At 52.2% G+C, this 14,650-nt stretch carries 11 protein-coding genes and 1 rRNA gene; 4 read left to right on the forward strand and 8 right to left on the reverse strand.

The annotated features are described in order from the left end of the window. Positions 1-207: 207 nt before the first annotated feature. A 16S ribosomal RNA gene (locus tag ACWI0H_RS13575) occupies positions 208-1,740 on the reverse strand. 150 nt (positions 1,741-1,890) lie between these two features. Here ACWI0H_RS13575 and ACWI0H_RS13580 point away from each other — a divergent pair. Further along, on the forward strand, positions 1,891-2,229 hold the full coding sequence (locus ACWI0H_RS13580) for a hypothetical protein (protein WP_485873694.1): 339 nt from the start codon (positions 1,891-1,893) through the stop codon (positions 2,227-2,229). 35 nt (positions 2,230-2,264) lie between these two features. Here the strand turns inward: ACWI0H_RS13580 and ACWI0H_RS13585 are convergent, their stop codons facing one another. The 4 genes from ACWI0H_RS13585 to ACWI0H_RS13600 all read right to left on the reverse strand — a co-directional run bounded on the left by ACWI0H_RS13585 (position 2,265) and on the right by ACWI0H_RS13600 (position 7,570). Continuing rightward, positions 2,265-4,070: an acyl-CoA dehydrogenase C-terminal domain-containing protein gene (locus ACWI0H_RS13585; RefSeq protein ID WP_485873695.1), complete on the reverse strand. Its 1,806-nt coding sequence runs from the start codon at positions 4,068-4,070 to the stop codon at positions 2,265-2,267. Between the two features lie 257 nt (positions 4,071-4,327). After that, positions 4,328-5,095: an SDR family NAD(P)-dependent oxidoreductase gene (locus tag ACWI0H_RS13590; RefSeq protein WP_101146497.1), complete on the reverse strand. Its 768-nt coding sequence runs from the start codon at positions 5,093-5,095 to the stop codon at positions 4,328-4,330. Between the two features lie 26 nt (positions 5,096-5,121). Then, positions 5,122-6,792, reverse strand: a complete 1,671-nt coding sequence (locus tag ACWI0H_RS13595; protein ID WP_485873696.1) for an AMP-binding protein — start codon at positions 6,790-6,792, stop codon at positions 5,122-5,124. A 208-nt stretch (positions 6,793-7,000) separates the two neighbouring features. Then, positions 7,001-7,570: a TetR/AcrR family transcriptional regulator gene (locus ACWI0H_RS13600; protein ID WP_485873697.1), complete on the reverse strand. Its 570-nt coding sequence runs from the start codon at positions 7,568-7,570 to the stop codon at positions 7,001-7,003. Positions 7,571-7,696: 126 nt separating this feature from the next. Here ACWI0H_RS13600 and ACWI0H_RS13605 point away from each other — a divergent pair, with 126 nt between their 5' ends. Next, positions 7,697-8,884, forward strand: coding sequence for an acetyl-CoA C-acyltransferase (locus ACWI0H_RS13605; RefSeq protein ID WP_485873698.1), 1,188 nt, complete (start codon positions 7,697-7,699; stop codon positions 8,882-8,884). Between the two features lie 45 nt (positions 8,885-8,929). Here the strand turns inward: ACWI0H_RS13605 and ACWI0H_RS13610 are convergent, their stop codons facing one another. The 3 genes from ACWI0H_RS13610 to ACWI0H_RS13620 all read right to left on the reverse strand — a co-directional run bounded on the left by ACWI0H_RS13610 (position 8,930) and on the right by ACWI0H_RS13620 (position 12,285). Beyond that, positions 8,930-10,069 (reverse strand): SLC13 family permease, encoded by a 1,140-nt coding sequence (locus ACWI0H_RS13610; protein WP_485873699.1) that lies wholly within the window; start codon positions 10,067-10,069, stop codon positions 8,930-8,932. 77 nt (positions 10,070-10,146) lie between these two features. Beyond that, a complete protein-coding gene (locus ACWI0H_RS13615; RefSeq protein ID WP_485873700.1) occupies positions 10,147-11,847 on the reverse strand; it encodes a methyl-accepting chemotaxis protein in 1,701 nt (566 codons plus the stop codon). 24 nt (positions 11,848-11,871) lie between these two features. Beyond that, positions 11,872-12,285 (reverse strand): arsenate reductase ArsC, encoded by a 414-nt coding sequence (locus ACWI0H_RS13620; protein ID WP_485873701.1) that lies wholly within the window; start codon positions 12,283-12,285, stop codon positions 11,872-11,874. Positions 12,286-12,435: 150 nt separating this feature from the next. On the opposite strand from ACWI0H_RS13620, the gene arsH reads away from it, so the two are divergent. Next, complete coding sequence (gene arsH / locus ACWI0H_RS13625) at positions 12,436-13,173, forward strand: arsenical resistance protein ArsH (RefSeq protein WP_485873702.1); 738 nt, start codon at positions 12,436-12,438, stop codon at positions 13,171-13,173. Positions 13,174-13,186: 13 nt separating this feature from the next. Beyond that, complete coding sequence (gene arsB, locus ACWI0H_RS13630) at positions 13,187-14,266, forward strand: ACR3 family arsenite efflux transporter (protein ID WP_485873703.1); 1,080 nt, start codon at positions 13,187-13,189, stop codon at positions 14,264-14,266. Positions 14,267-14,650 lie beyond the last annotated feature (384 nt).

Here is a 14,650-nt window from a genome sequence, read left to right on the forward strand (position 1 = left end):
TGTCAGCATGATATACATTGTTAAAGAGCGACTGCTAGAAGCAGTGATAAGCGTTCTTTCGACTTAAAAAGAAGAAAAGACCTTTAAAACCTTAAAAGCTATTTTTTCTTTTTAACGTGAAAAAACAAAAACACTTATCACTGCGTAGTAACAGCATTCTGATCAGGTAATTCATTGTGGACGCTTACCGACGCGTGACGCATCGTTTAAGGAGGTGATCCAGCCGCAGGTTCCCCTACGGCTACCTTGTTACGACTTCACCCCAGTCATGAACCACACCGTGGTGATCGCCCTCTTGCGTTAGGCTAACCACTTCTGGTGCAGTCCACTCCCATGGTGTGACGGGCGGTGTGTACAAGGCCCGGGAACGTATTCACCGTGACATTCTGATTCACGATTACTAGCGATTCCGACTTCACGGAGTCGAGTTGCAGACTCCGATCCGGACTGAGACCGGCTTTAAGGGATTCGCTGACTCTCGCGAGCTCGCCGCCCTTTGTACCGGCCATTGTAGCACGTGTGTAGCCCTACCCGTAAGGGCCATGATGACTTGACGTCGTCCCCACCTTCCTCCGGTTTGTCACCGGCAGTCTCCTTAGAGTTCCCACCATTACGTGCTGGCAAATAAGGACAAGGGTTGCGCTCGTTACGGGACTTAACCCAACATTTCACAACACGAGCTGACGACAGCCATGCAGCACCTGTCTTACAGTTCCCGAAGGCACACCAGAATCTCTTCCGGCTTCTGTAGATGTCAAGGGTAGGTAAGGTTCTTCGCGTTGCATCGAATTAAACCACATGCTCCACCGCTTGTGCGGGCCCCCGTCAATTCATTTGAGTTTTAACCTTGCGGCCGTACTCCCCAGGCGGTCGACTTATCGCGTTAACTTCGCCACAAAGTGCGCTAGGCACCCAACGGCTGGTCGACATCGTTTACGGCGTGGACTACCAGGGTATCTAATCCTGTTTGCTACCCACGCTTTCGCACCTCAGTGTCAGTGTCAGTCCAGAAGGCCGCCTTCGCCACTGGTATTCCTCCCGATCTCTACGCATTTCACCGCTACACCGGGAATTCTACCTTCCTCTCCTGCACTCTAGCCTGACAGTTCCGGATGCCGTTCCCAGGTTGAGCCCGGGGCTTTCACAACCGGCTTATCAAGCCACCTACGCGCGCTTTACGCCCAGTAATTCCGATTAACGCTTGCACCCTCCGTATTACCGCGGCTGCTGGCACGGAGTTAGCCGGTGCTTCTTCTGCGAGTGATGTCTTTCCTGCCGGGTATTAACCGACAGGCGTTCTTCCTCGCTGAAAGTGCTTTACAACCCGAGGGCCTTCTTCACACACGCGGCATGGCTGGATCAGGGTTGCCCCCATTGTCCAATATTCCCCACTGCTGCCTCCCGTAGGAGTTCGGGCCGTGTCTCAGTCCCGATGTGGCTGATCATCCTCTCAGACCAGCTACGGATCGTCGCCTTGGTGAGCCATTACCTCACCAACCAGCTAATCCGACATAGGCTCATCCAATAGCGGGAGCCGGAGCCCCCTTTCTCCCGTAGGACGTATGCGGTATTAGCCTGGGTTTCCCCAGGTTATCCCCCACTATCGGGCAGATTCCTATGCATTACTCACCCGTCCGCCGCTCGTCAGCGGGTAGCAAGCTACCCCTGTTACCGCTCGACTTGCATGTGTTAGGCCTGCCGCCAGCGTTCAATCTGAGCCATGATCAAACTCTTCAGTTTACAATCATTGTGATCCTTACTCGCCACTCGAAAGTGACAAAAGCGGATCAAACTTGGCTCAAGGTTCAAACGAATTCATTTCAATTTACATTGTCATGACCGCTTGCCTTGATATTTGGTGATTTGTCACCAACGTCAGCAAGCGCCCACATGAATTACCTGATCAAATTGTTAAAGAGCTGTTTCGCTGTGCTTAACTGGCGAACCGTTGAACTGGCTTGCCGCAGCGAGGAAGGCGTATTCTACGCATTTCCTGGTGGTTGTCAACCGCTGTGTTTAGCGGCTGAAGCGAGCGATGAAACTTGCGCTAACTTCCTGACAAACCAAGGCTTTTACACCTCATTCACCGCTGGTAACGCTTGGCGTCCCCGGCAGCGGATGCGTACTTTAAGGCCTCACTATCAAGATAGCAAGGAAAAGAAGTTATTGCGTATAAAAAAGCGGCAGAAGGCTCTCCTTCTGCCGCAAACCACCGATCAGAACGCCTGACCAGAGAGTGCTCTTTTTAACATCTTAGCCGTTAATCAAATTTCAAAGCCCAAGCCAAAGTCTTCACTAGAGATAGCCATTAAGCTGGAAGCGCCTGATTGAATCATTTGCGCATGAGCCTTTGTGCGCGGCAATAGCCGCTGGTAATAGAATCGCGCGGTATTCAACTTGGCGGCATAGAAAGCTTTATCGACACCTTCTAGAGAGACAGACGCCCGTTTGGCTGCGCGGGCAAATAGGTACGCCAGAGTGACGTAGCCGGAGTACATAAGGTAATCGACGCTTGCCGCGCCTACCTCTTCGCGGTCCTGCATCGCTTTCATACCTATGCCCATGGTTAGCTCACCCCACTCTGTGTTCAGCTTTGCCAGCGGCCCGATAAACTCTTTAAGCGCCGGGTTCTCTGATTCAGCCTTGCAGAACTGGTGAATCTCCTTGGTGAACACTTTCAACGACTCACCCTGACTCATAAGGACTTTACGACCCAGTAGGTCGAGCGCCTGAATACCGGTAGTGCCTTCATACAAGCGAGTAATACGTGCATCGCGTACCAATTGCTCCATGCCCCACTCTTTAATAAAGCCATGGCCGCCGTAAATTTGAACACCTTCATTGGTGCTTTCAAAACCGACTTCGGTCAAGAACGCTTTTACAATCGGGGTTAGCAACCCCAAAAGCGTGTCGGCACGCTCTCGCTCTTCACCTGGCTGACCATGCTCTACAACATCCAGCATTTGAGCGGTGTATAGCACCAGCATACGCCCGCCTTCGGCGAAGGCCTTCTGAGTCAGCAGCATGCGTCGAACATCGGGGTGGACGATAATCGGATCAGCCGGTTTTTCAGGCGCTTGCTTACCCGACAAACTTCGCATCTGCAGGCGATCACGGGCATAGCTCAACGAATTCTGGAAGCTGGCTTCAATCAACCCCAGCCCCTGAATACCTACCCCAAGACGAGCAGCGTTCATCATGGTGAACATGCACGCCAAGCCTTTATTCGGGGCGCCCACCAGATAGCCGGTTGCGCCATCGAAGTTCATCACACAGGTAGCGTTACCGTGAATGCCCATTTTATGTTCTAAAGAGCCACAGCTAACGCCATTGCGCTCACCAGGGTTGCCTCCGGCATCAGGCATAAACTTAGGCACCACAAACAGTGAGATACCTTTTGAGCCTTCGGGCGCATCAGGCAGTTTTGCTAACACTAAATGAACGATGTTCTCAGCCAGATTATGCTCACCGGCCGAGATAAAGATTTTGGTGCCGGTAATCGCGTAAGCATCGCCTTCAGTGGGCACTGCACGCGTTTTGATCAAGCCGAGATCGGTACCGCAATGGGACTCGGTTAAACACATCGTGCCAGTCCAAACGCCTTCCACCAACTTGGTGAGGTAGGTAGCCTTCTGCTCATCGGTACCGTGATGGCGCAGTGCATCCGCCGCGCCATGGGAAAGCCCTGGGTACATGCCCCATGCCAAGTTGGTTGCGCAAATCATCTCCGAAAGCAGCATGGCTAACGAATGCGGCAGCCCCTGCCCGCCATGCTCAGGATCGGCGGCCAAGCTCGGCCAGCCGCCTTCTACATATTGCTGATAGGCTTCTTTAAAACCATTTGGCGCTTTTACTTCGCCCCCTTCTAACAAGCACCCTTCTGCATCGCCGCTTTGATTAATCGGCAGCAGTACTTCGCGAGCAAAACGCGCACCTTCCTCTAAAATAGCGCTGACGACATCGGGCGATGCCTCGTCACCACCCGGCAAGCGCGCGTAGTGAGCAGGATAATCAAGCATTTCGTCCATAACGAAACGCATATCACGAATAGGGGCCTGATAAGTGGGCATCGCACTTCTCCTAAAACACTCTCCTACAACCGGGGGATCAAAAGCCGAATTATATTTTCAAAACAGAAAGCGGCTTTCAAACACATGTTTGAAAACTAGCGCGAGCGCTCAACAGAGTCAAGCGAGCGTTTGAATTTAGCGCTAAAACGCTCTACAACTTTGGTAGCTAATGCTGCAAACCTCTAATGCCAGCAATAAAAAACTCGCCAGCCAAAAGCTGACGAGCCGTCTCATTGTGATTCTATATAGCTGAAGCGTTACTGCATGCGTATGCCGCCATCCAAGCGAATGAGTTCGCCATTCAGCATTGGGTTGGTAATAATTTGCTCGGCTAATTGAGCAAACTCATCCGGCTTACCCAACCGCTTGGGAAATGGCACCGCTGCCGCTAGCGCCTGGGCAGCCTCATCGGGTATCTCGCTCATCATTGGTGTTTCAAAAACGCCTGGGGCAATTGCCATAACTCGAATGGCATGACGCGATAACTCACGCGCCGCTGGCAAGCTCATACCCACAACGCCCGCTTTAGAGGCGCTATAAGCACACTGCCCTACCTGACCATCAAAAGCCGCAATAGAAGCAGTGTTAATAATCACCCCGCGCTCCCCGCTTTCATTAGGCGTATTTTTAGCCATCGCCGCCGCGGCGAGGCGCATTACGTTAAAGGTACCCACCAAGTTGATGTTGATGGTTTTAATGTAGCTATCTAGATCAGCCGGCTTTCCCTCACGATCAACCAACTTGGCTACGCTAACGACGCCCGCACAATGAACCACACCTGAGAGACCGCCCTTGCCACCCAGCGCTACCGCGGTATCGACCGCCTGCTGCATTTGCTCGGCAGAGGTAATGTCTGCCAAACACGCTTGAGCATGCTCCCCCAACTGCTGAGCATGTGCGTTTACACTGTCATTTAAATCGCATAAAACGACCCGAGCGCCCGCAGCCACCAAACGCTCTGCCGTTGCCGCGCCAAGACCAGAAGCGGCCCCAGTAATTAAAAAAGTACTGTCCTTAACCTGCATAACCATATTCCCTATAAGCGTTATGTTTATTTGGCTGTCTTAGCTTCTTCTGCTGCTTGGGCACGCAATTTAAAGCGCTGAATCTTGCCACTGGGGGTTTTGGGTAACTCATCGACAAACTCAATAACGCGTGGGAAAGCGTGAGTCGATAACCGCTCACGCACTCGCTGCTTGATCTCATCGGCAAGTGCTTCACTTGCCTCATAGCCTTCTCGCAGTACGACATAGGATTTGATCACTTCGCCACGGATCTCGTCTGGCTGCCCCACCGCCGCCGACTCTGCAACAGCCGGGTGAGTCATTACACTGTTCTCAACATCCGTTGGCCCCACCCGATAGCCTGCAGTAGTAATAATGTCGTCGTCCCGCCCGGCAAATTGGAAGGTGCCATCTTCATTACGGATCACAACATCGCCAGTAAGGTAATAGCCTTCTACAAAGGGATTTTTCTCCTGCCAGGTGTAACCTTGAAAGAAGTGCGCAGGTGAATTCTTGATATCCACGGCAAGCACCCCCGGCTCGCCCGCAGGCAACTCGTGATACTCGGCATCCAAAATCGCCAGACGATAACCAGGCATTGGGACGCCCATCGCGCCCACATGCTTAAGGTGATCAAGAGCATGGTGGTTATTGCACGTCATGCCGGTTTCAGTTTGCCCATAATGGTCCATAACAGGACAGCCAAGCGACTTCTCAACCCAAGTGACCACTTCAGTGTTCAAAGGCTCGCCGGCTGAACTCGCTGCACGCAGCTCCAAGGTTTGATGGGCGTCATCAAACAGGCCTGATGCCTTCATCAGCCGGTAAGCGGTAGGGGCAGCGGCAAAATTAGTAATGTGATGGCGCTTCATAAACGCCAGCGCCCCCTCAGCACTAAAGCCCGCTTCACAAAAATGGGTCGTCACACCGAGCAGCAGTGGCCCCGTAATTGCATAGTACAGACCATACGCCCAGCCTGGATCAGCCATATTCCAAAAGCGGTCATCATCACGCAGGTCAATGGCGAGCTCCATATAGATCGCGAAGGCAGTCATTCCAGACAAGGGAACAGCAACACCTTTGGGCTTGCCCACGGTGCCAGAGGTAAACATTTGTAGAAAAGGTTGTTCAGGCGATAGCCTTGGCGGTTTAACGCTCATTGACGTATGCGTCAATGCAGCTTGCCAATCATGATCATCCGCATGTTCACTGGTTGCACCACCGACTGCCAGCACGGGCGGACACTGGTTCAAGCCATCAAACTTATAGCGATTGGCGTGATCGGTAATCACTAGCTTGGTATCTGCACGCCCTAAACGATAGTCCACGGCATCAGGGCCAAAGGCAGTAAATAGAGGTTGATAAACCGCGCCAATACGCCATGTAGCGAGTACCGCAATCAAAAGCTGTGATGACCGCGGCAACATACAAGCAATGCGATCACCTTTACCTAGCCCTTGAGCGTGAAACCAACCCGCCAATTTAGCACTTTGCTCATCTAACTCAGCGTACGTCAGGGTGTGAACCGCCCCTTGGGTATCCTCTTGAACTAGCGCTAGCACATCGCCGCGCCCTTGGCGCACATGCCGACCACAGCAGGCTTCAAAAGCATTCAACATTCCATCCTGATGGTCATCCAGGCGAGCAATAACGCTATCAATAGAAAATTTTTCAAGGTAGTGCTGATAGTCGGGCAGTGATTGTGGTGTCGCTGTCATGATGGCTCTCTAATGTGGTGGGTCATTGTTGTTAGTAATGAGCGCAAAGTAATACAGGTAGGGCGCAAGCAAGATCGCCAAAACTATCGGTTGACGTTAACGGAAGCTTTAAGTTAAAAACAACGCTAAAAGTAATCGTCGTAGAGAGCAAGCACTCTGATGAATTAAAGCGTTAGACGTTGGTAGGAAGCTGTATAGCGCAAGCAGTTCAAGCAGGCGGGGGCATAATCATGGCGACAAGCTCATCAGCGAGATCATCAGGGGAACGGGGGCCATTAGGATCATACCAGCGTACGGTCCAATTCAGTGCCCCGAGCACGAAGCGCGAGACCAGGAAGCGGTCTCCATGAATCAGCCCTGCTTCTAAAGCATCATCAATGACAGTAACCCACAGCGCTTCGTAGGCATCGCGTAAATGACTTAAATGAGCACTCGCATCAGGATCGAGTCGACGCCACTCAAAGAGTGCCACTACATGGGCATTACGGTCAGTAAAAAGCGTTTCGAGATGGGCACGCGCCATAACGCGCAGGCGCACTTCAGGGTCAGAAGCACACTCATCCAGCGCTTTACGTGCAATTAACAAGGCGTTTTGAGTGCCCTCTTCGATCACAGCAGCGAGGATTTCCTGCTTATCTTTAAAGTGATGGAACAGGCTACCGGACTTAATTCCCATTTCCTGCGCCAGCATACGCACGGTGGTGCGATCAAAGCCCTCGTGTACAAACAGCTGGGCGGCAAGGCGCGTCAATTCCTTGCGGCGAGGTGATGCATTCATTACATTCATGTCATTTACACTAGCGCTTGCTTGGTTACTCTGGAGAAAACCACAGCACCGCCTACGGGTCAACGTATCACCCACTACGCAACCTGATAATCACAATAAATCTGAAGGAGATTGACCATGAGCAGCCCCACTGACGTTGTATTTCTCGCCGCCAAGCGCACCCCTATGGGCGGCATGATGGGCAGCCTTTCGAGCATGTCGGCACCAGAGCTTGGCGCAATCGCCATCAAAGCAGCCATTGAAGAGGCGCGCATTGACCCCGCTCTGATAAGCGAAGGCATAATGGGCTGCGTACTACCAGCAGGCGTTAAGCAGGGCCCAGCGCGCCAGGCGATGCGCCAAGCGGGCATTCCCGATGCCAATGGAGCCACCACCATCAATAAGCTGTGTGGCTCTGGTATGAAAGCCGCCATGCTTGCCCATGATTTAATCAAAGCAGGCAGCGGAGATATTTTGCTGGCGGGCGGGATGGAGTCCATGTCTAACGCCCCGCACGTGCTGACCAAAGCACGCGGCGGTTACAGGTTGGGACACGGCGAGCTTAAAGACCATATGTTTTTGGATGGGCTTGAAGACGCCGAAACGGGCAAGCTGATGGGCGTGTTTGCTCAAGATATCGCCACAGAGCGTGGCTATACGCGCGAACGCTTGGACGATTTTGCCATTGCCTCGCTTGAGCGCGCCATGGCGGCCACTAACGCAGGCCACTTAAACGCTGAGATGGCCCCCGTCACGGTTTCCACGCGCCAGGGTGAACACCTGGTCGAGCACGACGAGCAGCCTTTCCAAGCTAAACTCGACAAAATCCGCCAGTTGCGCCCTGCTTTCGCCAAAGATGGCACCATTACCGCTGCCAACGCCAGCTCGATTTCCGATGGTGCCTCGGCGCTGATTTTGGCCAGTCAGGAAGCCGCGGATCAGCACGGTATTAAATCTTTAGCACGCATGCTCGGCCACACTACCCATTCACGCCACCCAAGTGAGTTCACTATCGCGCCGGTGGGTGCGATAGAAAAGCTGATGAAAAAGCTAGGCTGGGGCGTTAATGATGTCGATCTATTTGAGATCAACGAAGCCTTTGCCGTGGTGACACTGATGGCGATGGATGATCTAGGCCTGCCCCATGACAAGGTGAATGTTTTCGGTGGCGCCTGCGCTCAGGGCCACCCGATTGGCTCAACCGGCTCGCGCATTATTGCCACGTTGATTCATGCACTGCGCACTAAAGGCGGCAAACGAGGCATTGCCAGCCTGTGCATCGGCGGCGGTGAAGCAACGGCGGTTGCCGTCGAGCTAATCGACTAACCACTCCTCGTAAGGATCTAATCTCGAGAGGATAACGCCCTGTCATTACAATGACAGGGCGTTTTTCCATAGCGCAGCAAACAGCCAAGCAAGGCCTAACATAGGCAGAGACCAACGGTGAAACTCTGTCCAAATGCCAGGCTGACGAGCCAAGCGCAGGGCAATTAAATTAGCCATTGAACCTACCGCCAAACCAAAACCACCGACACTGACGCCCCAGGCAAGCGGCTGCCACTCACTCTGCTCCGCGAGTAGCAGCGTTGCTGGCACGTTGGAAATAATTTGTGAAAGCAGTATCCCTACGCTGATATCGCCACCGGGCCACTGACGCATTGTATTTATTGCCTGCTGAACGACATTTAGTTCACCGATGACACTTAAATTGATGAACATTAATACGAACACTACCAGCAGCATCCAATCGATGCTGAACACCGCTCGCCGGGCCACCAATAACATCGCTAGCATTACGCCTACCGTCGCTGGCAACACCCAGCCCATGTCCACCGCAATCAAAAAAAGCGGGTAGCCGATTAGCGCAGCCCATAGCGGCTTTTGTTGCCGCATCGTTGCTCCAATAGAAGTTGCCTCCAAATGTATTGACGCTTTTGGAAACGCCAAGGGAATAAGGAGCAAGAGCAGCAGCATTAGACCAACACCCAGCGGTAGCATTACCCATAGAAATTCGCCAAAACGTAGGCCTGAAAGCTGCCATAGATATAGGTTTTGTGGATTCCCAATCGGGCTCAGCGATGACCCCGCATTCACCGCTAGCGCTTCAAACACAATTAAACGCGCAATAGGCAGCGTTGCCATCCTGGCGAGACTAAGGGTCAGTGGCACGACAATAAACAGCGCCACGTCATTGGTGACAAAGGCAGAAAGCAGACCTGAAAACAGCACCAAACCCACCGCTAGGCGCCTTTCACCCTTCAGACGGGCCAATAACTGGCGTCCCCAGAGCGTTAAATAACCACTGAGCTCCAACGATCGACTGAGCAGCATAAGACCGGTTAACACAGCAAGCGTGGTCCAATGCACCCGCTCAGCCATCTCCGACAATGACTGAGGTCCCAGCCACCACAAAACGACCCATAGGCCGCTCATTAAGAGCAGCATAGGATCGTTCAGTAAACGCTGGGAGATAAAGACGACGGGCGAGATGAGCCGTTGGATCAATTGCAAAACATTAGTCGCTCAGAGAAAACCGCATGATAGCGCTGACTGCCTCTGAATAAACGCAAATTACTGTTTTTAGTATTTTAAGCAGACGTCATCAAATCGGTTTGACGATGGCGCTGCCCATCAGAGCTAGGTAAAGGGGTTTGTTGATGACTAAGCTGCTCCCATTCAGGGTATTCGCCGTTATGTTCATTGATGTCAGCCAAGTCCATTTCGGCAGCTTCTTCGGCAACACTAAACTGCCCAGCATACTCGCGCATTTGCAAAGCCTCCTGGGATAATCCTTCTGCGCTCTGGGCTGCCTGGTTGACTAAGCGCATGGTTCCTTGCGTCGTCGTATCAATTTGCACCACCGCCTGATTAACCTCTTCAATCCCGCGTCGCTGCTCCTCAGAAGCATTGGCTATTTGCGTCATTAGCGTATTCACGTTACTGGCCGCCTGCATTATCGCACGAGTATGCTCACCCGCTTGCTGCGACAACACACTACCCTGTTGAACACTCGCACTCGACGCTTCAATGCGTGACCGAATCTCGCTGGCAGCATTGGCACTGCGGGTTGCCAGCGCCCGCACTTCATTTGCCACGACTGCAAAGCCACGCCCATGCTCACCCGCACGCGCCGCTTCAACCGATGCGTTCAGCGCCAATATATTGGTTTGGAAGGCGATGCTCTCAATCATGCGGATGATGCTTTGGATCTCTTCAGAGTGATCATTGATTGCCTCCATAGTGGCAATAAACTGGGTAATGACCTCGTCACCCTGCTGCGCCTTATGGGAAACATCCGCAGTCGATTGGCTCACATGCGCCGCACTTTCCGCATTTTGATTTACGGTCGCGGTTAGCTGCTCCAGGCTCGCCGCCATTTGCTGTAAGGCAGACACTTGAGTATCGGTTTGGCTGGCCAAAAGCTGGTTCTGCTCAGTCATTTCCTGGCTGTTGCTATAGACCTGCTGGCTGCTGGCAGTAAGGCGATACACGGTTGTCGTTAAAGCGCTCTGCATACTGGCTAGCTCACTAAACAGCTGACCAATTTCATTGGTCGAGTGGGCTAAAACGGGCGTGGATAGATCGCCTTTAGCAATGCGTTGAAAATGCTCGGTAATGACTTTTAAAGGGCGAAGCACATTCTTGCGCACTCCCCATACCACCACCGCCACCACTAACAGCGCGGCACCCAACACCGCAATGACGCCCCAAAACAGTAGCGATGATACTTGCTCATAACGTGCGAGAAGGCCGTTACCCCGCTGGTTTAAGGCGTTAAAAAATGCCTCGGCACTCTGCACAAATTGCTGGCTGCTGTCATCTACCCGTGACTCTCCTGACAGAAAACCAGAGACATCACGCTCTTCCAGCATCATCATCTGCAGGCTAAGGTTATTGTTAACGAACGATTGAAAATCAGCGGCCAGTTGATCAACTAACGCTTGCTGCTCAGGTTCAAAATCACTCGATGAAAACTGTTCGAAGTTGACTGCCGCCGTATCCAACAACCTCTGTGATTCATCGATAAGCGGAGCGGGACGATCAAACGACGGGGTGCGAATTAACTCTGCTGCACGATTCATTTGGATACGCGCACGTAATAACTGCGTGTAAGCACTATTAAGCTCACTGACCTGCGCCATGTCCCGCTGATGTAGCGACGTGAATGCATCGCGGCCAAAATGGTTAGCGAACAGCCCCAATGCGCCAATCACGACGACCAAACCACTGAACGCCAAAAGCACCAGCGTCCAACTCGCCTTGACGCTTAAGTTATTGATCCATTTCATCTCGACCTGCCCCTATGAGTAAGATTAAGCAGACTTATGCAAGGGCAGCCATAGCTGCAGGCGACGGCGAATTTCTAACAACGCCTGCTCGTAAGAGTCAGGCTTACCAATTAGACGAGGGTCGCGAATATCCCAGAACAGCACTTCACCCGCCTGCCCTTGCCAATCCCGACAGGCCTGCTGAGCCTTATCACACAGCACAATGACAAAATCGAAGGTCTCGCTCTCAAACTCATCCAGCGACTTACTGTGTAAACCTTCGGTGGGTAGCCCCTGTTTGTGCAACGCTTCAAGCGTCAAGGCATGGGGTTCATCAGGTTCAGAACCAGCGCTAAACGACTCAAAACGATCACCTGCCATATGGCGAAGCAACGCCTCTCCCATTAAGGACCGTGCAGAGTTAGCGTTGCAAAGAAACAACACGCGGCGCTTCGACATAAGGAAATAGCCTCTAATGTAATTAATAGCTGTCACTTTACGCTGGATTCATGACGGCAATATTGCAGCTTGCAGGCGACGCTAGAAATATACGAAAAAACATATATCATGGAGTGATTAGCCTAAAATAGCGTTAAACAGGTAGCCCTAATGTCGTCACTCAAAGATTTCCCCCACCTGACTGATTTACCTAACATCGATACCGCACTGTTTGAGCGGCCTAGCAGTGATCGCCTTGGCGTTCCACAAAACGCCGAGCATGCACCTAAAATATTACTGTTATACGGTTCTTTGCGTGAGCGCTCGTTTAGTCGTTTAGCCGTTGAGGAAGCAGCACGCTTGCTGACCGCCATGGGTGCAGAAACGAGAATTTTTGACCCTAAAGGATTGCCGCTACCGGATGCTGAAGATGCCAGCCATCCAAAAGTTGACGAGCTACGCACGTTAGCCCAGTGGTCCGAAGGCATGGTGTGGTGCTCCCCTGAACGCCATGGCGCAATGACCGGCATTATGAAAGCGCAAATAGACTGGATTCCGCTTTCGCTAGGTGGCGTACGTCCTACCCAGGGCAAAACATTGGCAGTGATGCAGGTTTGTGGCGGCTCGCAGTCCTTCAACACGGTCAACCAGCTGCGCATTTTAGGCCGTTGGATGCGCATGCTGACGATTCCCAACCAATCGTCAGTGCCGAAAGCCTTCATGGAGTTTGATGAAAACGACCGAATGAAACCCTCCCCTTTCTACGACCGTATCGTCGATGTGATGGAAGAGCTGGTGAAATTTACGCTATTAGTGCGAGAACGTAGTGATCTCCTCACAGACCGCTATTCAGAGCGTAAAGAGAGCGCTGAAGAAGTTTCCAAACGGGTTAACCAACGCGCCATTTAACAAGGAGCTTCACATGTCAGCACTGGGCGATAACACTTCACCCTTCACCGCAGAAGGAATGGGGATTTTCGAGCGCTACCTCTCGCTATGGGTGGCATTAGCCATTGTGGCAGGTATTTTACTGGGACAATTTATACCCGCGGTGCCGGAAACGCTTTCGCGCTTTGAAGTGGCCCAGGTATCGATTCCTGTGGCCGTGCTTATCTGGGCGATGATTTTCCCGATGATGGCGCAGATTGATTTTACCTCGCTGCTAGGCGTGCGGCGCCAGCCGAAAGGTTTGATTATTACCAACACGGTTAATTGGCTGATCAAACCCTTCACTATGTTCGCTATTGCCTGGCTCTTCCTGATGGTTATTTTTCGGCCTTTTATTCCCGCTGAAGTAGCCAGTCAATATCTAGCGGGTGCCATTCTTCTCGGTGCCGCACCGTGTACCGCAATGGTATTCGTGTGGAGTTACTTAACCCGCGGCGACGCCGCTTATACGCTGGTGCAAGTGGCTCTCAACGATGTGATCATGCTGTTTGCTTTCGCTCCCATCGTGGTCTTCCTCCTAGGCATCTCCAACATTCAGGTACCGTGGGATACGGTTGCCCTGTCGGTGGTGCTCTATATTGTGATCCCCCTGACGGCAGGTTATATAACGCGCCAAACCTTGATCAAAAAACACGGTGCAGAGTGGTATGACAACGTCTTTATGAAGCGCGTTGGACCCATCACCCCGATTGGCTTGATCATCACCCTCGTGCTGCTGTTTGCCTTCCAGGGCGAGGTTATTCTCAATAACCCGCTGCATATTGTACTCATCGCTATTCCACTGATTATTCAAACGTTTCTAATTTTCTTTATTGCCTATGGCTGGGCCAAGGTTTGGCGGGTGCCGCATAACGTGGCAGCCCCTGGCGCTATGGTTGGTGCGAGTAACTTCTTTGAACTGGCGGTCGCAGCGGCTATCGCACTGTTTGGCTTACAGTCAGGCGCCGCGCTGGCCACGGTCGTCGGTGTATTGGTCGAAGTACCGCTAATGCTCGCGCTGGTGAAAATTGCCAATAACACCCGGCATTACTTTCCCACTGAAAACATCAAATAGGAAATAAAGGCCGTGGCACCCTATTTAGTGTTTCTGGGTTCAACTTGAAACAGCACACCGCCTACACCCGCCCGCCTCGGCGGGCGATTAGCCAAAGCCTGCATGCACATACTCTCCTCACTACTACATACATCGCATCGGCCGAGTTTATTAATCCGTGAACGTTATCGCTGGAAGCGCCTTTCAAGCCGCGCTTCGCTTACGCACAAAGCGATGCGCCGGGTGGTTAGCGCAACTTGCAGAAGTAAAAGAGACAAAGAACTCATCAGAGTTCCGGTAAACCTAAGCCTGAAATTGATATTGCAGTGATGAGTTTTTCTGTCTTGCGCGTCTGTCAGGACAGAACTAAGCTAAATTTCGGCTTACCAAATTCGGATAACCATA

The sequence above is a fragment of the Halomonas sp. NYA30 genome (genome assembly GCF_976980765.1).

Excerpts from the sequence above, each read along its gene's own strand:
- arsB (WP_485873703.1), top strand. The coding sequence starts at position 13,187 with ATGTCAGCACTGGGCGATAACACTTCACCCTTCACCGCAGAAGGAATG.
- ACWI0H_RS13605 (WP_485873698.1), top strand. The coding sequence starts at position 7,697 with ATGAGCAGCCCCACTGACGTTGTATTTCTCGCCGCCAAGCGCACCCCT.
- ACWI0H_RS13615 (WP_485873700.1), bottom strand. The coding sequence starts at position 11,847 with ATGAAATGGATCAATAACTTAAGCGTCAAGGCGAGTTGGACGCTGGTG.
- ACWI0H_RS13600 (WP_485873697.1), bottom strand. The coding sequence starts at position 7,570 with ATGAATGCATCACCTCGCCGCAAGGAATTGACGCGCCTTGCCGCCCAG.
- ACWI0H_RS13590 (WP_101146497.1), bottom strand. The coding sequence starts at position 5,095 with ATGCAGGTTAAGGACAGTACTTTTTTAATTACTGGGGCCGCTTCTGGT.
- arsH (WP_485873702.1), top strand. The coding sequence starts at position 12,436 with ATGTCGTCACTCAAAGATTTCCCCCACCTGACTGATTTACCTAACATC.
- ACWI0H_RS13585 (WP_485873695.1), bottom strand. The coding sequence starts at position 4,070 with ATGCCCACTTATCAGGCCCCTATTCGTGATATGCGTTTCGTTATGGAC.
- ACWI0H_RS13595 (WP_485873696.1), bottom strand. The coding sequence starts at position 6,792 with ATGACAGCGACACCACAATCACTGCCCGACTATCAGCACTACCTTGAA.
- ACWI0H_RS13580 (WP_485873694.1), top strand. The coding sequence starts at position 1,891 with ATGAATTACCTGATCAAATTGTTAAAGAGCTGTTTCGCTGTGCTTAAC.
- ACWI0H_RS13620 (WP_485873701.1), bottom strand. The coding sequence starts at position 12,285 with ATGTCGAAGCGCCGCGTGTTGTTTCTTTGCAACGCTAACTCTGCACGG.